This is a genomic window from Sphingobium sp. TomTYG72 (assembly GCF_055394715.1).
Genome location: NZ_AP027336.1, coordinates 473,047 through 493,516, shown reverse-complemented (window position 1 = coordinate 493,516; position 20,470 = coordinate 473,047). Strand labels below are relative to the sequence as shown.

The following is a 20,470-nucleotide window of genomic DNA, read 5'->3' as shown; positions in this document are numbered from 1 at the left end:
GGGTTCCGTCCCGCCATCATTCATAGCCCAGATCATGACCGTGCGGCTTCGCATGACCACCGGCGCGCAGATAACGGCTATCGATTTCGCTGATCAACCGCTCGGCATCCTTGCCCCCGGCCATTTTCAGCAGTTCGTCCACCTTCACTTCCAACCGGTCGTCATTCTCCTTGGAAGCTGGCGAGCCGACATAGAGGAAATAGGCCAGGCCCACGACTTGCCAGATCAGCTGGAGAAATTCCGACTGCCAATTTTCGAATGTGTCCCGGCCCATCTCGATGGCATAGGCCGCCAGTTCAGGCGCCTGCCCGTGCGTTCGTGCCTCGTCCACATAGGCCCACCAGCCAAACACCCAATGACCCACGATCGACACCAGAAAGAACAGGGCCGTGATCCAACCATAGGCGTAGCGCTTCATACCATCCTCCCTCATGTCGCTCCGGAAGGACAACGCAGAAGCATGTAGCCGGTTCAGCCAGCTACATGCGCCGATTCCGATTGGCCCGGCGCGCTTCGCTCTCTATAGCCATGGTCCCATGATCCTCGTCATCGACAATTATGACAGCTTCACCTGGAATCTGGTCCATTACCTCATGGAACTGGGCGCAGAGGTGGAGGTTGTCCGCAACGACGCCATTTCGGCAGGCCAGGCCCTCTCCAGCGGCGCGAGCGCCTTCCTGCTTTCGCCCGGCCCCTGCACGCCTAATGAAGCGGGCGTCAGCCTTGACCTCGTCGCCGCAGCCGCCGACGCGGGCGCACCCCTGCTGGGCGTATGCCTCGGCCATCAGGCGATCGGCCAGCATTTCGGCGGTCAGGTCGTGCGCGGCGGCCTGATGCATGGCAAGACCTCCCCCGTTACCCATGACGGCACAGGGCTTTTCGCGGGCATTCCATCCCCCTTCACCGCGACCCGCTATCATTCGCTCATCGTCGATAACATTCCGCAGAGCCTCGTCGTGAATGCGACCAGCGAGGATGGCTCCGTCATGGCCTTCCGTCATCAGAGCCTTCCCATCCACTCGGTTCAGTTCCATCCGGAAAGCATCGCCACCGAATATGGGCATGAGATGCTGGCCAACTTCATGCGGATCGCCGGGATTCCGGTGAAGGAACGCGCGGCGGCCTGATTCCGTCGGACTTTCCCGCACCCCGCCCTCGACTCCTGCGGCCCGTCATGATTAAGGCAAAGGCGATGACCCGCCTGCCTGATCCCGCAGCGCCGCTGAGCGCTACCGAGGCCGCCGCCGCCTTCGATCTGCTGTTCGACGGCGACCTGCCAGAGGCGGAGATTGCCGCCTTCCTCGTCACCATGGCGCAACGTGGCGAAAGCGCGACGGAGATCGCCGCCGCCGCACGCGCCATGCGCGCGCGCATGATCCCCATCGCCGCCCCGGCTGGCGCGATCGACGTCTGCGGCACGGGTGGTGACGGCCATCACACGCTCAACGTCTCGACCGCCGTCAGCCTCGTGGTAGCCGCCGCCGGAGTGCCCGTCGCCAAGCATGGCAACCGCGCCGCCTCGTCCAAGGCCGGAGCCGCCGACACGCTCGAAGCACTCGGTCTCGATCTCGATCGCGTCGCCGATACGGCAGAGGCAACGCTGAGCGACCTCGGCATCTGCTTCCTGTTTGCGCAGAAACATCACCCCGCGCTCAAACGCTTCGGCCCCATTCGCAAGGCGATCGGCCAGCGCACCATCTTCAACCTGATGGGACCGCTCGCCAATCCGGCGGGCGTGCGCCGTCAACTGGTCGGCATCGCCCGCCCCGCCTATGTCCCCATCTATGCCGAGGCGCTGGCGGACCTTGGGGTCGACCGCGCGATGATCGTCTCGGGCGATGAAGGTCTCGACGAACTCTCCCTCGCGGGCGGCAACGACGTCGCGGAAGTCACTGCGCAGGGCATCGTCGCCATGCGCCGCCTGTCCGCTGCCGACGCTGGACTACCTACGCACCCGGTTGAGGCGATACGCGGCGGTGACCCTGCTCATAACGCCGCCGCCCTGCGCGCCCTGCTTCAGGGCGAGACGGGCGCCTATCGCGATGCGGTACTGCTGAACGCAGCCGCCGCCCTTGTCGTAGCTGATGCGGTTGCCGATCTGCGCGAAGGCGTCGAGGAAGCGGCCGAAACCATCGACCGCGGGCTTGCCAACGCGCTGCTCAATTGCTGGATTGCCTATAAATGACGAACAAGCTGATCGAAATCTGCGACACGAAACGTGAGGAAGTGGCCCGTCGCAAGGCCGCCATCACCGTCTCCTCCCTCCACGCCCGCGCCGCCGAACAGACGCCGCCGCGCGGCTTCCGTCAGGCGCTCGACAGCGCCGCCCGTTCCGGCTTCGGCCTGATCGCCGAGATCAAAAAGGCCAGCCCGTCGAAAGGCCTGATCCGCGAGAATTTCGATCCGCCTGCCCATGCGCAGGCCTATGCAGCCGCTGGCGCCGCCTGTCTCTCGGTCCTCACGGACGAACCCTATTTTCAGGGCCATGACGATTATCTCATGGCCGCCCGCTGCGCCTGCGCCCTGCCCGTCCTGCGCAAGGATTTCATGGTCGATCCCTGGCAGGTGCTGGAAAGCCGTTCGCTCGGCGCCGACGCCATCCTCATCATCGCCGCCGCGCTGGACGACAATCAGATGGCCGAGATTGAAGACGCCGCCATCGGCCTTGGCATGGATGCCCTCGTAGAGGTCCATGACGCCCATGAACTTGAACGCGCGCTGAAGCTCCGCTCGCGACTGATCGGCGTCAACAACCGCGACCTGCGCGACTTCAGCGTCGATTTCGCCCGCACCTATGAACTGGTCGGCCATGCTCCGGAAGGCTGCACCTTCGTCGCCGAAAGCGGCCTTGGCAGCCATGCCGATCTGGTCGCCATGTCCGAACATGGCGTCCGCTGCTTCCTGGTGGGCGAAAGCCTGATGCGCCAGCCCGATGTCGAAGCCGCCACCCACGCGCTACTGACCGGCGCATGAGCAAGCTCACCCATCTTGATGAGGATGGATCGGCCCATATGGTCGATGTTTCCGCCAAGGCCGTGACTGCCCGTGAAGCCATCGCCACCGGCTACATCGCAATGAGTGCCGAAGCTGCAACCGCCATCGGCCAGGGACTGGTGAAGAAAGGCGATGTCCTCGCGGTGGCACGCGTGGCGGGCATCATGGCGGCAAAGCGAACCGCCGACCTCATCCCGCTCTGTCATCCCATCGCCCTGACCTCCGTCATAATCGAGTTCGATCTAGAAGCAGAGGGCGTCACCGTCACCGCTACCGCCAGAAGCGCGGGCCAGACCGGCGTCGAGATGGAGGCGCTGACCGCCACCTCCGTTGCGCTGCTGACCATCTACGACATGGCAAAGGCGCTCGATAAGGGCATGATCATCGGCAATGTCCGGCTGCTCGCAAAGTCGGGCGGCAAGTCGGGCGACTGGCGGGCCGCATGAGCCTGCTCCCGGTCGCGGAGGCTCAGGCGCGCTTGCTTGCGCTGGGCGGCCGATTGCCGGAGGAGGACGTACCCGTTTCGGCCTGCGCAGGCCGCTGGCTCGCGCGTGACATCTTCGCCCTGCGCGATCAGCCTTGGGCAGATCTTTCGGCCATGGACGGCTATGCCATTCGCGCGGCAGAATGGCCCGGCCCGTGGCGCCTAACCGCTGAAAGCACAGCAGGCGGCTCCCTTCCCGCCCCTTTGGCTCCGGGGGAATGCTGTCGCATCTTCACCGGCGCACCACTGCCGCCCGGCGCCGATACGGTCCTGATCCAGGAAGATGCGCGGCTGGACGGCCAGCTCGTGCATCCCCTCGGCTCTCCACTACCCACAGGACGAAACGTGCGCCCGGCGGCAAGCGATTTTGGCGCAAATCATCTATTGCTCCCTGCCGGTGCCGCATTGGGGGCCGCGCAAATTGCTCTTGCCGTTCTTGGGGGCCACGGAACGCTCTCGGTCGGCGGCCGTCCGCGCGTTGCCCTGATCTCTACCGGCAATGAACTCGTTCCCCCTGGAGCGCCCACGCCATCCGGCTGCCTGCCGTCCTCGAATGCGCCCATGCTCGCCGCCATGCTCGGCCAGGCAGGCGCGGAGGTGATCGACATCGGCATCGTTCCCGACGATCTGGACGCAACGGTCCGGGCGCTCAAAGAAGCCGCTACGGCCGACATCATCGTTTCGACCGGAGGCGCCTCGGTCGGTGATCATGACTTGGTGCGGCCAGCTTTCCAGGCGGCGGGCGGCACTCTGGATTTCTGGAAGATTCGCATGCGCCCCGGCAAGCCGCTCATGGCGGGAAAGCTGGGTGACACCCTATTCCTCGGCCTCCCCGGCAACCCCGTGTCCGCCTTCGTGACAGCAACGCTGTTCCTGCTGCCGCTCGTCCGGCACATCGCCGGAGCCGCCAACCCGCTACCGCGCACGACGATCGCGGAACTCGCCGCGCCACTTCCTGCGACAGGATCGCGCGACGACTATCTTCGCGCCTATCTCACTGATGCTGGTTTGGTCTCGGTTACTTCGCAGGACAGCGCCGCTACCGCGGCCCTGGCTCAAGCGGGGTGCCTGATCCTTCGACCGGCCGACTCACCCCCGGCCGCCGCAGGTGACAAAGTAACCATCGTTCCGCTTTGACAATGAGAAAGGGGCCGCAAAGCGGCCCCTCCCCGTGATCCAACCGAACGTAGATCAGCGCTGCTGCTTGCTGTGATCGCTCTTGTCCTTGCGGCTTTCGCCCATTTGACCTTGGCGATTTTCCTGCTGCTGCTGACGCCCGCCCTGGCTTGAGCGGTCACCACCTTGCTGGCGGCGCTGTTTGTCCTGATCGTTCTGGTTCGCCATCTTACTCTCCTATTCACCCTCTTTGGGAAGGCCGCTATTCAACGGCTGTGACGCAGGTCCGTTCCTTTCGTTACGCTTGGCGCAACCTGCTTGACTTGCCTCCTTACGTTTCCTATGCGTTCTCCATCCGTTCCATGGAGGATAAGTCGGCATGCTGACGCCCAAGCAACAGGAATTGCTCAGCTTCATTCAAACTCGGCTCGAGGAAGGCGGGGTTTCGCCTTCGTTCGAGGAGATGAAGGAAGCGCTCGATCTGCGGTCGAAATCCGGGATTCACCGATTGATTAATGCGCTGGAAGAACGCGGGTTCATCCGTCGCCTGCCGAACCGGGCGCGCGCGCTGGAGGTTCTGAAACTTCCTGAAGCAATGCATCGCGCCCCCAAGGTCGCATCGACACCCAAACCGCAACTGTCGGCCAAGCCCCCGGTCGCAGCCAACGACGTGATCGACATCCCCCTTCACGGTCGGATTGCCGCAGGCGTCCCAATCGAAGCCATGGAAGGACAGAATATGCTGTCCGTTCCTGCGGCTCTACTGGGTGCCGGAGATCATTATGCTCTTGAGGTTTCTGGCGATTCGATGATCGATGCGGGCATCCTCGACGGCGACTTCGCACTGATCCAGCGCACTGAAGTAGCGCGCGAGGGGCAAATCGTGGTTGCACTGATTGAGGATAGCGAGGCGACGCTGAAATATTATCATCGCCAGGGGCCTAAGGTCAGGCTCGATCCGGCCAACAATGCTTATGAGCCGCAAATCTACGATTCGCAGCAGGTGCGCATTCAAGGAAAGCTCGCTGGTCTGCTGCGACGGTACAACTGACCGGATCGGCGGCGCGCCGGTAAATAGGAAGGCCGGGCGACCCACGGATGTGCGTCGCCCACTGTTTTCCCGGTTCGCACGGTTCCTCCATCAAGATCGATCGCCAGCCCGCCGGTATGTGCCAACAGCCGCCGATCCGCTTTAAGCCAACGAGGTTTGCACCATGAAGGCAAGCGACGGTCGGCGATAACTATATCCGCGCGCGCACAATCCCGTATCAGGGTATCCTTGGGCACGACAACGCCGCTTCTTGTTACCAACAGCTGCCATATGCGCTCTCCCCCGCTCAGCGCCACCATGCACAAGTCCAAGGAACAGCGGGCCTCGGGCAAGTCTGCAAGGGCACCCAGCGCACCTTCATAGCCTGCACTTTCCGCGATCATATCGCGGACATAATCTCCGGCCCGTTCGCGCAGGATATGCATGCCGCCGTCCTGCCCGCGCACGGCCACATGACGCCCATCCGCCGTTACAAGAATCTCCGGAGGCGAACTCATCATAATGATCGTCATGCCCAGCACCACGGGAGCCAGTCCCGCCCATCGCCAAGCGCTTCGCCAGAGCAGGCACCAAAGTCCGCCCAGCACGATAATCCCGAAGATCATGTTGGAGATGGAAGGCGCAGTAACGACCGCCCAGGGACTTGCCGCCACCCCATGCGCGATCAACAGCAGCAGATCGAGCGCGCGGGAAGTCAACCACCAGGCAGGAGCCCCCAGACCGGCAACATCCAACAGTAAAGCCAGCGCTTCCAATGGCATCACGACAAAGGTCGTCAGGGGAATAGCCACAAGGTTTGCGAAAGCGCCTATCATGCCCGCCTTGTGAAAGTGGAACAGCGCGATCGGCGCCAGGGCCAGTTCAACCGCAAAGCCCGTGAAAAGCAGGACAGCAAGTTGCCGCAACAATCGGCGATGGGCCAACTCCTCCCGGGCCGCCGCAAACGCGCGAAAACGGGGATGCTCCCCTAGAGCGACAATGGCGATCACGGCGGCGAAGCTCATCTGGAAGCTTGGCCCCGACAGCGCCTCAGGCCACACCAACAGAACCACCAGTGCACCGGCGGCTATTAGCCGCAAGGTGATGGCTTCGCGCCCAAGCGCAAGCCCCCCCAGCACCAGCAATGCAGCGATACAGGATCGAACCGTTGGCACTTCCGCGCCAGTCAACAAAGTATATCCAATGCCCGCCAGCGCGCCACCCGCCGCAGCGATCAGCATCAACGGCCAGTCCAGTGCTGCGCGCCGACTGAGCGCCATGATCCGCATCAGCAGAAAAATGACCGCGCCGATGAGGGCGGTGACGTGCAGCCCGCTGATCGAAAGCAAATGGGCAAGGCCACTGCGACGCATCGCGTCCGCGTCCGCCTCGCTGATGGCGCCCTGATCCCCCGTCGCCAGCGCCGCGGCTATGCCCGCTCCCTCTCCATTCGCATTCTTCAATATGTGCGCGAAAAGACGATTGTGCAGAGGCGGCGCCTCCGTTGATGGGCGCAGCACGACGATAGGCTTGAGCGCGCGTCCTGTTGCCCCAATCCCCTGAAAATAAGCGCGACGCGAAAAATCATAGCTACCCGGCAGGCTCGCTTCGGCAGGAGGCATCAACCGGGTGCGAAAGCGAATGATGGCGCCTTTGCCAACCCCTTCGGGTAGATCCGCCGCCGCTATGTTCACCCGGATCAGGGAAGGCAGCATAGGCATGTTTATCGGACGTATAGATACGCGACTCATCTGCTGCGCAGGCACCGTATCGGCTGACCTGACTTCGCCAGTTACTTCTACAAATGCCGCACGCGGCAATGGCGCCGTGCCGACAATCAGGGCTTTCCCCCATATCAACAGGCAGCCGGACGCCGCGAGCAGACCGCCCCATATAAGCGCATGGCGTATCCGGCCGCCCTCCGGTAGCATCAATCCGCCGCTCGCGATCGCAATCGCGCAACAGCAAAAAGACAACCATGTCAGCTGGTTAGGCAGAAATAACCAGCCCGCTATGCCCAGCCCAAGGCCCACCGGCACCCAAAGCGCGAGTTGCTCACGCTCAGCCTCCAATGCCTGTTCGAGCCGCACGAAAAGCTGATCGCCGCTGCGCCTTATTATCGGGGCAACGGAGGTTTGTCGTGGCTCAAAAGCCATGCTAGGGGGCGTCGCGTTCATGAATGAGCAAGGCGGATGTCGAGGAATAAATCGGTGAGTGCAACGGGTTTGAACAAGCAGGTGGTAACCCGTTTCGCGCCATCGCCCACGGGATTTCTTCATATCGGCGGCGCACGCACCGCGTTGTTCAACTGGTTATTCGCCCGGCACCATGGCGGCAAGTTCCTGTTGCGTATCGAAGATACCGATCGCGCCCGTTCGACCGAGGAAGCTGTCGCCGCGATCTTCGACGGCCTTGAATGGCTCGGCCTTGCAGGCGACGAGCCCGCCGTCTTTCAGTTTGAGCGATCGCAGCGGCACGCGGAGGTCGCTAACCAGTTGCTCGCGGCTGGCCATGCCTATCGCTGCTACGCGACCCCCGAAGAATTGGCTGAACTGCGCGAACAGCAGCGCGCCGCAAAGCAGCCGATGCGTTATGATGGCCGCTGGCGGGGCCGTGATCCGTCGGAAGCTCCGGCCGATGCTCCGTTCGTCATCCGGCTCAAGGCGCCGCGCGAAGGCGAGACGGTCATCGAGGATGCGGTCCAGGGCCGGGTAGTCGTGCAGAATGCGGAACTGGATGACATGATCCTGCTCCGCTCCGACGGGACGCCAACCTATATGCTCGCCGTCGTTGTCGATGATAACGACATGGGCGTCACACATGTAATCCGCGGCGACGACCATCTGAACAATGCGTTTCGCCAGCTCGGCATTATTAAGGCGATGGGCTGGGAAGAGCCGGTCTATGCCCATATCCCGTTGATCCACGGATCGGACGGCGCAAAGCTATCGAAGCGGCATGGCGCGCTGGGTGTCGATGCCTATCGCGATGAGATGGGCATGCTGCCCGAAGCCGTGCTCAATTATCTTCTGCGCCTCGGCTGGGGCTATGGCGATGAAGAAACCATCTCGCGAGATCGCGCGATCGAGCTGTTCGACATAAGCGGCGTGGGCCGGTCCCCCTCCCGCTTCGACATCAAGAAGCTCGAAAATCTCAACGCATTCTACCTGCGCGAGGCCGACGACCAGCGCCTGGCGGAACTGGTCCTGCCGCGCGTGGCGCAACGGCTTGGCACAACCCCGTCGGCTGAGGCGATGGCGCTCCTCGCGCAAGCCATGCCTTCGCTCAAACCGCGCGCGAAGACGCTTAACGAGATTGCCGAGGGCGCCGAGTTCCTATTCAAGGCAAGCCCGCTGGATTTTGACGACAAGGCTATTGCTCTGCTAGCCGACTCGGCGCGCGAACTGCTTGGGAAGACCGCCGACGCTCTTGATTCCGTCCCGTCCTGGACGATCGAAGCGATCGAGGAAGCGATCCGCCGCGTGGCAGAGGAAGTCGGATTGGGGTTGGGCAAAGTGGCTCAACCGCTACGCGCGGCGCTAACCGGTCGGACGGTTTCGCCGGGGATATTTGATGTCCTTTTCCTTCTTGGAAAAGACAGGAGCTTGGAGCGGCTCGCGGATGCCAGGCAGGCATCGCGCGCTGATGGCAATTAAGGAGAACGAGATGTCGGACAATAATGCCACTTTGACAGTCGGCGGCGATACCAAGGACTATGGCATCCTGAGCGGTTCCGTCGGCCCCAAGGTCATCGACGTCCGCAAGCTCTATGCCAACACCGGCATGTTCACCTATGATCCAGGCTTCACCTCGACCGCCAGCTGCGATTCCGGCCTGACCTACATCGATGGCGACGCCGGCGTCCTGCTGCATCGTGGCTACCCAATCGATCAGCTTGCAGAACAATCAAGCTTCATGGAAGTCAGCTACCTCCTGCTGAATGGCGAACTGCCCTCGAAGGCGGATCTGGAAGACTTCACCCGCACAATCACGCGCCACACCATGGTGCACGAACAGCTCACCACCTTCTATCGCGGTTTCCGCCGCGACGCGCACCCCATGGCGATCATGTGCGGCGTGGTCGGCGCTCTGTCCGCATTCTACCATGACTCGACGGACATCAATGATCCGGAACAGCGCAAGATCGCGAGCCACCGCCTGATCGCGAAGATGCCGACAATCGCGGCCATGGCGTACAAATATTCGGTGGGACAGCCTTTCGTCTATCCCCGCAACGACCTCAGCTACACCGCCAATTTCCTACGGATGACCTTCTCGGTTCCGGCCGAGGAATATGAGCCCGATCCGGTCATCGTGGACGCGATGGACAAGATCTTCATCCTGCATGCTGACCACGAGCAAAACGCATCGACGTCAACCGTCCGTCTCGCTGGCTCGTCCGGCGCCAACCCCTTCGCTTGCATCGCCGCTGGCATCGCCTGCCTCTGGGGTCCTGCGCATGGCGGCGCGAACGAAGCCGCGCTCAACATGCTGCGCGAGATCGGTACTGTTGACCGCATTCCGGAATATATCGCCCGCGCCAAGAACAAGGATGATCCGTTCCGCCTGATGGGCTTTGGCCATCGCGTGTACAAGAACTACGATCCGCGCGCGACCGTCATGCAGAAGACGGCAAAGGACGTCCTGGCAAAGCTGGGCGTCAACGATCCCGTCTTTGACGTCGCCAAGGAACTGGAGCAGATCGCGCTCAACGATCCTTACTTCATCGAAAAGAAGCTCTACCCGAATGTGGACTTCTATTCGGGCGTGATCCTGTCGGCGATCGGCTTCCCGACCGAGATGTTCACGGTGCTCTTCGCCCTCGCCCGCACGGTTGGCTGGGTCGCGCAGTGGAATGAAATGATTTCTGACCCAGCGCAGAAGATTGGCCGTCCCCGCCAGCTCTACACCGGCCCGGCAGAGCGCGACTATGTCCCGGTAAGCCAGCGCTAATCGCGGCCAACCCGGAAAAAAGAACGGCGCCAAATCGGCGCCGTTTTTTATTCTAGCTGCTTGCCGGTAGCGTCAGCGTAAATCGCGCACCCCCACCAGGGGCATCGCCGATCTGAATGTCTCCACCCATGGCCAGCGCAAGTCGGCGGGAGATATAGAGGCCAAGACCGCTACCGCCAGGATCACTCCGGCCGAGCCGTTCGAACTTTTGGAAGATGCGCTCTCGACTATCTTCCGGGACACCTGCTCCTTGGTCCATGACAGCGATCCAGGCCCGTCCGTCATCGACGCCAGTCTCTATCCGCACTTCGCTATCCTCAGGCGCGTAGCGCACAGCGTTGCCGACGAGGTTCATCAGGATTTGCAGCGCGCGCCGGAATTCACCCGTGGCGACGGTCTTATGTTCCGCTTCTGGTGGGAAAAGCCTAATCTTGCGGCCCATTGCCTTGACCACGAACAACCCCGCAGCCCGTCGCCCGATATCCGCCAGGTCCACATTCTCGGTCGCCACGGTAAAGTCCAACCTGTCGATCGCCTGCAAGTCGGCCAGATCATCGATCAGCGCCATCAAATGACGTCCCGCAGCCGCGATGTCGGAAGCATAACCCGCATAGTCCGGGCGTAGCGGCCCATCGAACTGCGCGTTGATCGAATCCGCATTGGCGATGATCCGACCCAGCGGCTGGCGCAGGGAACGGTCGAGGCGCCGCCCGAACTCTGCCGGATATATGACAACGGCGGGCGCAGGCGGCACATGCGGGGCCAGAATGGCTCGATCCAATGGAAATGCCTTGCCCCGGTATCCGAGTAGCTGCCCCGCCAGATCGAACATCGGGAACCCCGAAAGCCGGAAGCATTGCTCAGGTTCGGCAATCAAGGTCGCGATCTGGTCCCGAAAGGCGCGACGCTGCGCAAATCCGCGCAGAATGGCGAGGTCGCCCTCTTCATCCGGCCGCAGTTCAAAATAGCTGGTCAGACGGCTACCGGGTATCGGGGGCTCCTGGGGCAAAGCACTTTCCGGCCCAGCCCCTTCCAACACCATCTGGAACAGCAGTTGCGTGTCAATTTGCCAGGTCCAGCCTTCCGAGACGGCCGCAATATCTGCTTCACGGCGCATCATGTCGACAGGGGCAGCCGTCGCAGGCCGCTCATTCCATTCGATCACGGATATCTGCACGCCGTCAGCTTCGGGCTTTGCCCGCACCCACATGTCGATGTCGCCGCGCTCCGCCGCTGCGGTAACAGACCGCGAAACGGTAACAGAAAGGCGCGACGCGAGCCGCGCCAGTGCTGCCAATTGAGGAATAGCCAGCACCGCGCCAAGATCGGAGCCCGCCTCACGCTGCAAGGCCAGCAAAGGCGCATCCGCGCTCAACAGCAATCCATTCGCCGCTACAGTCGCGCGGATAATGGCAGGATGCACCGGCATATTCATCAGACAGTGATCCGCCGCAGATGATCGATTTTCGCACGCAGTGCCCGAGGCGCGCGTAATGCGTTCACCAAACCGTCCGCCTGCGCCTCTGTCAACGCCTGATACCGTTCCGCCTCCACGATGATTGCGGCGTCCGTGAGCGAGGGCCGGACGGGCCGCAATGCCATCAGCAGATGACGATAGTCGGCATCCGATCCCCCTAACGATCGGCAAAGCGCAGCCAGTTCAGGAACCGGCCCCATCACCAATATGTCAGCTACATGCGCGCTATCCATGCGCAATCGCCGAGCCGCGAGGGACGCAAATAGCAGGAACCGCCGCTGGCCCAGAGCAGCGCCCAGCAATTCGGGCACGTCGGCACGTTCACCCAGGCGGCGTACCAGCCTGTCTGCCGCGGCGATCGGGCTCCGGCTCTCATCATGTTCAGCCAATAAGGCCCACCCCGCTTTTTCGACCGCAGGCAGGATTTCTCCAGCATCCAATAACGACGTCCGCTGAACGACAGCCATCAGGCACGCGGCAGCGGTCCATAAGAGTTCCGCATAATGTTCGGCAGGAATATCCGGCTGCATCGGCTCGTCTTCCCCGCCCAGCGTCAGCCAACGTCCCTCCGCCATGGCAAGGGCGGCAAGCGCTTCCGTCACGGCTGGATCATCGGTGGGAAAGATGATCTCTGCTTCTGTCTCGTCCAATCGATCATCGGGCTGACCAAATTGCCGCAGCAATAGCGTAACACCTGCACGCATCTGCATGTGAGAGAGCAACGCCGGGCCTAGCAATGTTGGCTGAGCGCAAATGGTCGGCCAGCAAATCGCTTCGGGCTGCTGCGCCAGCAGGCTCGTCACGTCTGGCCGATCGAGAGCGAATCGCAGGGCCTGTTCGATGCCAGCGACGCAGCCGCCCAGATGGCGCCGCGTTTCGGCCATCAGCGCATCGTGACGTTCCCGCCCTTCATTGGGAAAGAAAAATGCCAGATCAATGGCATGACCTACGGGCACGGCGGACATGCCGACCAGGACGGGTGCCGCAGGCCAGCTGTCCGCCGCCGTTGGTCCGGTAAGGAACGAAAAGGCGCTCATGGCGGCCAACATAGCCGCACGTCCTTAAAATGCACTAAACCCTATGCGTGAAATATATCAGGCGGGCTTGCGCAGGATGATCGCGCCTGCGGATGCTATGGCGGCCAGCATTGCAACTTCAAAACCCATCATCGCCGCGCCCAGCGAAGTCGTCAGCAACAGAAGGATCTCTGCGCTTGCGGGTGTGAAGATCATCCAGGCCCTCGCTCCCCCCGTCCTGTTCCAGCGGTCAGCAAATTGGATGATGGCAAGCAGCAGCGCGAGGCATGTCGCCAGCACGCTCCCTCCTGCGAGGGATATCCCGCCAACCGCGAAGAAGGGGACGACGAATGCGGTCCATCCTGCGGGTGGCGATCGGAGGGCCAGCTCATCCAGCCGATCCGCGATTTCCGCAAGCCCCAATGCCAGCAATAACAAAAGGAACCCGGTCGCGGGCCAAAGCAACTCGATCGGCACTAGGGCAATCGCTCCCAATGCCATGGCCGCAATGCGCACCTGTGCCGCCGGGACTTGGGTGCGCATCAGGGCGGGACTGAACAATCGAGCGGCAGGGCACAAAATATAATGTTCAGCCAAGCCGCGCATTCTCTTCGCCGACGAACCAGCGGACATCACCGCTTGAGCGACCAGATCCGCCTGCGCCTGCCCATCGACCAGCGCTACGCGCCCGGTCAGCAGATCATCCTGTGGCACCGTGATTCGGCGAGCGCCATTCTGCACGGCCGCGCGAACGAGTGTCAGCGACAGGTCCCAGTCACCGATCATGTCGAGCGTGCCAAAAAGCAGGTCTGGACTGATCCGGGCTAGGCCAGCCCATCGCTGACCTGCATCGATCCGTTCCAACGGAGCGCTGGCATGACTGTCATCCGTGACCAGAAGGGCGTTGCCCTCGCGCTCGGCTATGGCATCGAGATGACCCTGTGCAATGACGACCCCGTCAGCAACCAGAACCACATCGGCATCACGCGGTGCGTCCCGGACCATGGACACCATATCGCGCACCAGGGCGACGGAAATCCCGTCGGCACTCAACCTGTCCACAGCCTGTGAAAGGGCAGGCGTTATGACACTCACGAGTATCATGATGCGATCTGCCCCAGCCCGGGCAGCTTGGCGCGCCTGATATTCAACCAGCGTCTGCCCCGCAAAATGCAGGCTGGCGCGAAGGACCGCCGAAGAATCGCTGGACGCCCGGCTGGCGCTGAGAATGGCCGCAAAAGTCATGCTGAGATGGAACTGACCCGTTCTTGTGTGAACCTGCCTTTTCGCAAGGCTGCCGCCATCACGCAAGCATGCTGCGATTCAACTCTGTTGAAGTCGGTCAATCGCCATTCGCAACTGACGAAGAATGCGCGGGTCGCCCCTTGCACAATCCGCTGCTTCGTCCGCCAGTGCCATAAGGTGCGTAAGACCAAAACTCGCCGCCAATCCCTTCAGCCGCCATGATGCGACTTCCCAATTCGCGTCGGACTGCGCATTGCGGAGGAGGTCCAGCTGGCGTTCGGCACTTTCCATAAATGCCACCCGCAGGTCCGCGATCAGCGCGAAATCTTCGCCGACAGCGGCAGCAAGAGCAGCATTCAGGGCGCCAGGATCGTATGACATGGGCCGAACGCTATCGGGCTTGCGTTAAGTTTTGGTAACAGGGCATTTTGTTGCGCTGAAAAGATGATAGGATGGGGTCATGACCGGGGGCAGCACCATCGTCGAATTTTGGCGAGACAAAAGCATCGCGACTTCTGACGAGTCGCGGAAGGACGATACACTGCTGTTGGAGCAGGTCGTCCATGACAGCGATGAAGACGGCGAGGGGGAGGAGCACCGCGATCCTTTCAGTCGGCGGACGCAGGCCATATTCGGCTTTGCAGCTCTGCTGTGGCTCGGCTTTGCTGGATGGGCGACAGTCTCGACGAACCAATGGCAGGCAGGCCCTGCCGTTTGGCCTGGCCTGATCACGACCATGTTGCTTCCGGTCGTGGGGCTCGGCGTCTGCTATCTGCTGCTCGCTCGCACCAGCCGAGCCGAGTCGCGCCGCTATCTCGACACGGCGCGCGCGCTACACGCGGAGGCGGAGCAGCTGGAAGCCCGGCTCAGCCGCATTAACAGTCAGCTGGCTAGCGCCCGCGAAGCTATGCAGGACCAGGCCGAACTGCTCGACAGCTACGGCGCGGCGGCCAGCAGCAATATGGAGGCCTCTGCCGAATTGATAGCCAGTCGCGCCCACAGCACGACCGAAAAGGCGGAAGCGGCCGAGCGCGCAGGAGCCGCCCTCGTCACGCGCATGGATGCCCTGATCGCCGCCATGCCGGAACTGGAGGATCGGGCCGGTCGCATGGCAGCGCAGATCATCGATAACGGCCATGCGCTAGCGGAACGGATCGACACGCTGGAGGCTCGGCTTCATGCCCTTGGTGAATTGTCGGACGACGCCCGCGCCCGCACACTGACTGCCACGAAGAGTCTGTCGAGCCAGCTCACCCAGTTGCAGGAGGCTACCCGCTCCGCGACCGAGGAAGTGAACGGCATGGCCGACATTGCGGCTGGGCGGATAGACGCCACAGCGCAAAGCGCCCGCCTGACGATGCAGGAAGGAGCAGCTGAACTGGATCGGCAAGCGAGCACCCTCGCCAGCCTGCTGGAACGCGCACGCGCTGGCATAACCAACAGTGCTGAAGCGACGATCGAATTGCTCACGCAGAACCTTGACCGGGTTGAAGGTGACGTGCGGCAGCGCCTTGAAACGACTGTGGCGCATGCACAGCAGAGCATGGCGGCGGCCGATCGTGATCTGACGGCGCAAGCTGAGGCGCTCCGCGCGCTGGTTGAAACAGCACAGGCGGGCATTGCCGCGACGAGCCAGAGCGCTCTCGCTGCCCTGTCACATGACTCCGAACAGATCGAAGCTCAACTTCGTGAACGCACCGAAGCTGCCTTCGCGCGCGCGAAGGATGGCGTAACCTTCACTGAGGAAGGCCTCGCGCGGCAAGCTGAGGCTCTCGACGCGCTGGTGGCGCGCTCACGCGGCGATATCCAGAGCATCGGTGACGAAACCGTCTCAGCCATTTCCGACCACATGAGCGAGGTCGAAAGCCGCCTCCACCAGATCAATGATCTGGTCGAAGGGCAACGCGCACTCGTGTCCGGTCTGCATGACACGCTTGGCGAGGCCATCGAAAGCGCGCAGTCGCGATTTGCCGCGCTGGAAGAAAGCGCCTTGTCCCGCAACGATCGGCTTACCGAGGCACTTTCCCGCCTTACTGTCGAAACACAGCGGATCGATGACGCGCTCGCCGCCGGTGGTGTGACGGCAGAAAAGCTGATCAGCTGTGCGGAAACCCTACTTGTCGCTCTTGATTCGAGCGTCCGGGAACTGGACGAAACCTTCCCCGCCGCATTGCAGCGCTTCGACACGCGCATTTCCACGAGCCGCGAACTGCTTGATAGCGCGGCACCGGAAATGGAACGGCTGGAGGCCATTTCCGAAGCGCTGGTCGGCCGCACCCAAGAGGCTGAAGAACTGCTGCGCGGTCAGGGCCGCCGCCTTACCGAATGGCTGGAAAGCACGCAAAGCGGCGTCGAGGCGAACCGCGAACTGGTTGAGAAGCTGCGCACCGCACTCGATCACGCTCATCAGGACGCGACACGGATCACCGAAGGCGCTGGCCCATTGCTGGTCACCGCATTGCTGCGCGTCAAGGATACCGCCGATCAAGCGGCCGAGCGCGCACGTCAGGCACTAGGCCGTGCCATCCCTGACGCGGCGCAGTCTCTCGCCGAAGCAAGCGAGGCCGCCCTTCAGCAGGCAGTCGATGACAAGGTAACAGCCCAGATCGAAAAGCTCGCTCAGGTCGCGGAGGAGGCTGTTCGCGCTGCGCATCAGGCGTCCGATCGCCTTACCCGGCAGCTGCTGACGATTGCCGACACAAGTGCGAGCGTTCAATCCCGGATCGAGGAAGCGGAACGGGCCGCCGAAGACCGCGACCGCGATCATTTTGCGCGCCGATCGGCCCTGCTTATCGAATCGCTCAACAGCACCTCGATCGACGTCGCCAAAATCCTGTCGAACGACGTGACGGACTCCGCCTGGGCCTCCTATCTCAAGGGCGATCGCGGCGTTTTCACCCGCCGGGCGGTCAAATTGCTGGATGCGGGCGAATCACGCGAGATCGCCTTGCATTATGACAATGACGCCGAGTTCCAGGAGCATGTGAACCGCTACATCCACGACTTCGAATCCATGCTGCGGATCATCCTTTCCGCGCGGGATGGCAATGCACTCGGCGTGGCGGTGCTGTCCTCCGACATGGGCAAGCTCTACGTCGCACTGGCTCAAGCGATCGAGCGGCTCCGTCAGTAAAGTTCACGCGAAAGCTGACACATCGCGACCAAGCACGGAGCCGGGTCGCGTCTTCGGCTACCAAATCAACTCGCGTCGGGCAGGCCGCGCCTTCCCTGAGTAACGAGCGGTGGAGACGGTCAAGAGCCCCTACCCGTTCCTATGATACTCATATTCAAACGCGCGGCCCTGTTGCTTGGTCAGCACCGCGCCAATGATGGCGCCGCCCGCCCGGCGCAAGCGGTCTACAGCCACTCTCAGGCCACCATGATGGTTGCGCCCCCACTCCACGATCAACACCGTCGCCTCCGCCTTCGACGCGAGTAGCGATGTGTCCGGAACACCCAGGATCGGGGGCGCATCGATCAGCACCGTGTCATAGCGTCCCTGAACGGCCGCGAGCAGCACGTCCAAAGCGGAAGTGGATAGAAGTTCAGCGGGATTAGGAGGAATCGCGCCGCTAGGTAGAAGCGATACCCCAGGGACATCGCTACCGACGATCACATCCTCCGCCCTGGCCTGCCCCGTCATGACTTCACTGAGGCCGCGTTCGGGCGTTACATCGAACAGGCCATGCTGTCGCGGCCTACGCATGTCAGCGTCGATCACCAGCACTCGGCGATCGAGCTTGGCAAGGGCGAGAGCCAGTGCGTGGACGGTCGAAGACTTCCCCTCACCTTCCTGCGCACTGGTGATCAGGATGGAGGCCGGCAGCCCCGCCGAGGATGCAAGCAACAGCGAGGATGCAATCGGCACATAGGTTTCCGCAGCCGGCTTGTCGGTAACCGGAACCGTCCCTAGCAGCGGCATATTGGCACGCTCCGCCAGCGTATCGGCGGAGGTCACGGCATCGTCGAATACATGGCGTCCCGCGACCATCAGCAAACCCAGCAACAGACCGCCAAGCGAAGCCATCAGCATCGTGATGCCGATATTGGGCGATGATGGCCGCGAAGGAACGGCGGCACGGTCCAACGGCTGTATGCGTCCCGCCTGAAAACCAGCCTGCGATGCCATGTCACGGTAACGCTGAAACAGGCTGTCATGCAGCAGCCGATATGTATCGACCGAGCGCTCGAGGATGCTCATCTGCACGCCCCGTCCACGCTCTGCCTGCGCCTGGCGCTCCACGCCTGCGATCTCAGCCTCGATCTGCTTCTCACCATGTACGGCAACTTCGAACTGCTCGCGAAGGGAAGCCCGGATGCTGTTCGCCATCACGGTCGCCTGATCGTCCAGCGCGGCCAGCCGCGCCCGGGCCTCCCGCATTTCGGGATGGGCGTCCTTGCGAAACTGCCGCTCTTCCACCACCGCTGCCCGCGCTTGTGCCCGCTGCGTCATCAGCTGCTGCATCGCGCCGTTGTTCAGCACTTCGGGCAGCGTCTCGACACTGGAAAGGCGGGCACTTTCCCAACGCTTCTGCGCTGCGATCCGATCTGCGGTCGCCTGAGCCCGAAAGGCATTCAACTGCGCAAGCCGCGTCGCGGTCGTGCCGGCAGACTCGGCCGACCTGTCGCCTCCATCCACATCCGTCGCTGAAGGCGCCCCGGTCTGAGCCGCATAGGCGGCAAGGTCCCGTTCGGCGCGCTCCAGATCCCGTCGCGCACTGTCAAGCTCCCCCAACAGGAAGCGTCGCGCCTGAACACCGGATTCAAATCCACGCTTCAGATCCGCTCTGATCAGACTGTCGGCATAGCTGTTCGCGACCCGGGCCGATAAGATGGGATCAGCACTTGTGAAGCTGATGCGGATGACGCGGCTCTTGCCCGGCAACTCCACTTCCAGGTTGTCGCGCAGAAGGCCGATAACGGCTTCGGTTTCGACCTGCCGCTGGCTGAGCGATCCGGACCCGCGCTCGGGGCGCCGCTCATCCATGCCATCAAAAAAGGTTCGGCTTCCGACCAGCGCCAGATCACGGGCCACATCTTCAGCCAAGGCACGACTGCGGAGTACCTCCAACTCGGTCTGCATCAGCGCTTCATTGTCAGCGGGCGCGGCGGGGCGCTGGATTGCTCCTGCTCCCGCCGCTCCTGCGGGTACGTCCTCAACCTCGACCGAAGCTGTAGCGCGGTAATCAGGCGTCGAAAGAAGTATGAAGATGATGCCCGCCAGCACACAAAGCGCCATGGTGACCAACAGGATGATACGATGGCGCCATATCGCCGTCCAGGCAGCGCGGGCGGCCGTCACAATGCGAGCGCTGCGTCCCTCCGGCCCGAAGGGCGCATGGTCGTTATCGATGCGGATCGTGCGGCCTGCCATCAATGCTCTCCGTCGAGAGAGACAAATGCCGCCCCCAACACAGGTAGCGCCAGCAACGTCCCGCCCAAGATGGCCTTCGCTCGTGATAACCCAACTATGATCGTATCGCCCGGCAGAATTTCAGGGTCCAGCGCCTCGCCCCGGCGGATCGCATTCAAGTCGAACATCGCTGCTTTGCGTTCGCCTTCCACATGACGAACGACGATGATCTGCTTCAGGCTGGCAAGGCGGCTCGGCCCCCTCGCCAACGCGACAGCTTGCAGCAACCCGATGCGCCCTTCGATCGGATAAAGCCCTGGCTCCCTCACCTCGCCATCCACCGTGATGCGACGACCGACGGCCTTTTTGACGAAGACGGTAACTTGGGGCGAAACCAGATAACGCTCGCCGAGCTTTCCAGCGATCACGTCTGAGGCCTCTCTGGCGGACAAGCCTGCGACCGGCACATCGCCAATCAACGGCAGACGCACCATACCTGCCGCCGTGACCTCCGCATCCTCCAGCGACAGGCCGGGTTCATGATATACCTGCACCCGCAGCACATCATCAGGAACGATGTGATAGTCCAGGCCGACAGCCTGCGGGGCGGGTATCACCGCATAGGCGGCCGCTTCTCGGGGGGCGTCTTCAACCGTTGCACAGCCGCCAAGCGAGGCAGAGGCCAGAATGATGGCCAGAGCCCGATGCTTCCTGTTGGTCGGCCAGCCCATTGGTGAAAATTCCCCACGCCTTTCAAACAGTCCGCCGAGGGGCGAAACGCTTGGGCGGGGTTAGCGAGGCT

At 62.4% G+C, this 20,470-nt stretch carries 18 protein-coding genes; 9 read left to right on the top strand and 9 right to left on the bottom strand.

All coding sequences use genetic code 11. The features are described from left to right. Positions 1-16: 16 nt before the first annotated feature. A complete protein-coding gene (locus ACZ5U1_RS02570) occupies positions 17-418 on the bottom strand; it encodes a DUF6766 family protein (protein WP_464779241.1) in 402 nt (133 codons plus the stop codon). A 118-nt stretch (positions 419-536) separates the two neighbouring features. Here ACZ5U1_RS02570 and ACZ5U1_RS02565 point away from each other — a divergent pair, with 118 nt between their 5' ends. From ACZ5U1_RS02565 to ACZ5U1_RS02545, 5 genes are all read left to right on the top strand, one after another. Beyond that, positions 537-1,127, top strand: a complete 591-nt coding sequence (locus ACZ5U1_RS02565) for an anthranilate synthase component II (protein WP_464779943.1) — start codon at positions 537-539, stop codon at positions 1,125-1,127. Between the two features lie 65 nt (positions 1,128-1,192). Continuing rightward, positions 1,193-2,185: an anthranilate phosphoribosyltransferase gene (trpD, locus tag ACZ5U1_RS02560; RefSeq protein WP_464779240.1), complete on the top strand. Its 993-nt coding sequence runs from the start codon at positions 1,193-1,195 to the stop codon at positions 2,183-2,185. Then, entirely contained in the window at positions 2,182-2,973 is a 792-nt protein-coding gene (gene trpC, locus ACZ5U1_RS02555) for an indole-3-glycerol phosphate synthase TrpC (protein WP_464779239.1), read from the top strand. The genes trpD and trpC overlap by 4 nt, the downstream gene beginning before the upstream one ends. After that, positions 2,970-3,440: a cyclic pyranopterin monophosphate synthase MoaC gene (gene moaC / locus ACZ5U1_RS02550; RefSeq protein WP_464779238.1), complete on the top strand. Its 471-nt coding sequence runs from the start codon at positions 2,970-2,972 to the stop codon at positions 3,438-3,440. Before trpC ends, moaC begins: the two co-directional genes overlap by 4 nt. Beyond that, on the top strand, positions 3,437-4,615 hold the full coding sequence (locus tag ACZ5U1_RS02545) for a molybdopterin molybdotransferase MoeA (RefSeq protein WP_464779237.1): 1,179 nt from the start codon (positions 3,437-3,439) through the stop codon (positions 4,613-4,615). The genes moaC and ACZ5U1_RS02545 overlap by 4 nt, the downstream gene beginning before the upstream one ends. Positions 4,616-4,669: 54 nt before the next feature. Here the strand turns inward: ACZ5U1_RS02545 and ACZ5U1_RS02540 are convergent, their stop codons facing one another. After that, positions 4,670-4,822, bottom strand: coding sequence for a hypothetical protein (locus tag ACZ5U1_RS02540; RefSeq protein ID WP_196225777.1), 153 nt, complete (start codon positions 4,820-4,822; stop codon positions 4,670-4,672). 151 nt (positions 4,823-4,973) lie between these two features. Between ACZ5U1_RS02540 and lexA the strand changes: the two genes are divergently transcribed. Then, a complete protein-coding gene (lexA, locus tag ACZ5U1_RS02535; RefSeq protein ID WP_464772071.1) occupies positions 4,974-5,645 on the top strand; it encodes a transcriptional repressor LexA in 672 nt (223 codons plus the stop codon). On the opposite strand, the gene ACZ5U1_RS02530 is transcribed toward lexA, so the two are convergent. Further along, positions 5,606-7,780, bottom strand: a complete 2,175-nt coding sequence (locus ACZ5U1_RS02530; RefSeq protein WP_464779236.1) for a ComEC/Rec2 family competence protein — start codon at positions 7,778-7,780, stop codon at positions 5,606-5,608. The genes lexA and ACZ5U1_RS02530 overlap by 40 nt on opposite strands. Before the next feature lie 36 nt (positions 7,781-7,816). Here ACZ5U1_RS02530 and gltX point away from each other — a divergent pair, with 36 nt between their 5' ends. Both gltX and ACZ5U1_RS02520 read left to right on the top strand, forming a co-directional pair. Beyond that, positions 7,817-9,280, top strand: a complete 1,464-nt coding sequence (gltX, locus tag ACZ5U1_RS02525) for a glutamate--tRNA ligase (protein WP_464779235.1) — start codon at positions 7,817-7,819, stop codon at positions 9,278-9,280. Between the two features lie 10 nt (positions 9,281-9,290). Continuing rightward, the gene (locus ACZ5U1_RS02520; RefSeq protein WP_464779234.1) at positions 9,291-10,577 is read left to right on the top strand and encodes a citrate synthase; all 1,287 of its coding nucleotides are present in this window, start codon (positions 9,291-9,293) and stop codon (positions 10,575-10,577) included. Positions 10,578-10,629: 52 nt separating this feature from the next. Here ACZ5U1_RS02520 and ACZ5U1_RS02515 read toward each other — a convergent pair whose 3' ends face one another. From ACZ5U1_RS02515 to ACZ5U1_RS02500, 4 genes are all read right to left on the bottom strand, one after another. Beyond that, positions 10,630-12,012 carry a sensor histidine kinase gene (locus ACZ5U1_RS02515; RefSeq protein WP_464779233.1) on the bottom strand — a complete coding sequence of 461 codons (1,383 nt, stop codon included), beginning with the start codon at positions 12,010-12,012 and terminating at the stop codon, positions 10,630-10,632. Further along, complete coding sequence (locus tag ACZ5U1_RS02510) at positions 12,012-13,103, bottom strand: DUF2336 domain-containing protein (protein ID WP_464779232.1); 1,092 nt, start codon at positions 13,101-13,103, stop codon at positions 12,012-12,014. Before ACZ5U1_RS02510 ends, ACZ5U1_RS02515 begins: the two co-directional genes overlap by 1 nt. Before the next feature lie 45 nt (positions 13,104-13,148). Further along, positions 13,149-14,315: a hypothetical protein gene (locus ACZ5U1_RS02505; RefSeq protein WP_464779231.1), complete on the bottom strand. Its 1,167-nt coding sequence runs from the start codon at positions 14,313-14,315 to the stop codon at positions 13,149-13,151. A gap of 78 nt (positions 14,316-14,393) precedes the next feature. Continuing rightward, positions 14,394-14,696 carry an Hpt domain-containing protein gene (locus ACZ5U1_RS02500; protein WP_464779230.1) on the bottom strand — a complete coding sequence of 101 codons (303 nt, stop codon included), beginning with the start codon at positions 14,694-14,696 and terminating at the stop codon, positions 14,394-14,396. 79 nt (positions 14,697-14,775) lie between these two features. Between ACZ5U1_RS02500 and ACZ5U1_RS02495 the strand changes: the two genes are divergently transcribed. Next, entirely contained in the window at positions 14,776-17,448 is a 2,673-nt protein-coding gene (locus tag ACZ5U1_RS02495) for a coiled-coil domain-containing protein (protein ID WP_464779229.1), read from the top strand. A 129-nt stretch (positions 17,449-17,577) separates the two neighbouring features. Here ACZ5U1_RS02495 and ACZ5U1_RS02490 read toward each other — a convergent pair whose 3' ends face one another. Together ACZ5U1_RS02490 and ACZ5U1_RS02485 are read right to left on the bottom strand one after the other, a co-directional pair. Beyond that, complete coding sequence (locus ACZ5U1_RS02490; protein ID WP_464779228.1) at positions 17,578-19,689, bottom strand: GumC family protein; 2,112 nt, start codon at positions 19,687-19,689, stop codon at positions 17,578-17,580. Beyond that, entirely contained in the window at positions 19,689-20,399 is a 711-nt protein-coding gene (locus ACZ5U1_RS02485) for a polysaccharide biosynthesis/export family protein (protein WP_464779227.1), read from the bottom strand. Before ACZ5U1_RS02485 ends, ACZ5U1_RS02490 begins: the two co-directional genes overlap by 1 nt. Positions 20,400-20,470 lie beyond the last annotated feature (71 nt).

Excerpts from the sequence above, each read along its gene's own strand:
- ACZ5U1_RS02570 (WP_464779241.1), bottom strand. The coding sequence starts at position 418 with ATGAAGCGCTACGCCTATGGTTGGATCACGGCCCTGTTCTTTCTGGTG.
- ACZ5U1_RS02565 (WP_464779943.1), top strand. The coding sequence starts at position 537 with ATGATCCTCGTCATCGACAATTATGACAGCTTCACCTGGAATCTGGTC.
- trpD (WP_464779240.1), top strand. The coding sequence starts at position 1,193 with ATGACCCGCCTGCCTGATCCCGCAGCGCCGCTGAGCGCTACCGAGGCC.
- trpC (WP_464779239.1), top strand. The coding sequence starts at position 2,182 with ATGACGAACAAGCTGATCGAAATCTGCGACACGAAACGTGAGGAAGTG.
- moaC (WP_464779238.1), top strand. The coding sequence starts at position 2,970 with ATGAGCAAGCTCACCCATCTTGATGAGGATGGATCGGCCCATATGGTC.
- ACZ5U1_RS02545 (WP_464779237.1), top strand. The coding sequence starts at position 3,437 with ATGAGCCTGCTCCCGGTCGCGGAGGCTCAGGCGCGCTTGCTTGCGCTG.
- ACZ5U1_RS02540 (WP_196225777.1), bottom strand. The coding sequence starts at position 4,822 with ATGGCGAACCAGAACGATCAGGACAAACAGCGCCGCCAGCAAGGTGGT.
- lexA (WP_464772071.1), top strand. The coding sequence starts at position 4,974 with ATGCTGACGCCCAAGCAACAGGAATTGCTCAGCTTCATTCAAACTCGG.
- ACZ5U1_RS02530 (WP_464779236.1), bottom strand. The coding sequence starts at position 7,780 with ATGGCTTTTGAGCCACGACAAACCTCCGTTGCCCCGATAATAAGGCGC.
- gltX (WP_464779235.1), top strand. The coding sequence starts at position 7,817 with ATGTCGAGGAATAAATCGGTGAGTGCAACGGGTTTGAACAAGCAGGTG.
- ACZ5U1_RS02520 (WP_464779234.1), top strand. The coding sequence starts at position 9,291 with ATGTCGGACAATAATGCCACTTTGACAGTCGGCGGCGATACCAAGGAC.
- ACZ5U1_RS02515 (WP_464779233.1), bottom strand. The coding sequence starts at position 12,012 with ATGAATATGCCGGTGCATCCTGCCATTATCCGCGCGACTGTAGCGGCG.
- ACZ5U1_RS02510 (WP_464779232.1), bottom strand. The coding sequence starts at position 13,103 with ATGTTGGCCGCCATGAGCGCCTTTTCGTTCCTTACCGGACCAACGGCG.
- ACZ5U1_RS02505 (WP_464779231.1), bottom strand. The coding sequence starts at position 14,315 with ATGACTTTTGCGGCCATTCTCAGCGCCAGCCGGGCGTCCAGCGATTCT.
- ACZ5U1_RS02500 (WP_464779230.1), bottom strand. The coding sequence starts at position 14,696 with ATGTCATACGATCCTGGCGCCCTGAATGCTGCTCTTGCTGCCGCTGTC.
- ACZ5U1_RS02495 (WP_464779229.1), top strand. The coding sequence starts at position 14,776 with ATGACCGGGGGCAGCACCATCGTCGAATTTTGGCGAGACAAAAGCATC.
- ACZ5U1_RS02490 (WP_464779228.1), bottom strand. The coding sequence starts at position 19,689 with ATGGCAGGCCGCACGATCCGCATCGATAACGACCATGCGCCCTTCGGG.
- ACZ5U1_RS02485 (WP_464779227.1), bottom strand. The coding sequence starts at position 20,399 with ATGGGCTGGCCGACCAACAGGAAGCATCGGGCTCTGGCCATCATTCTG.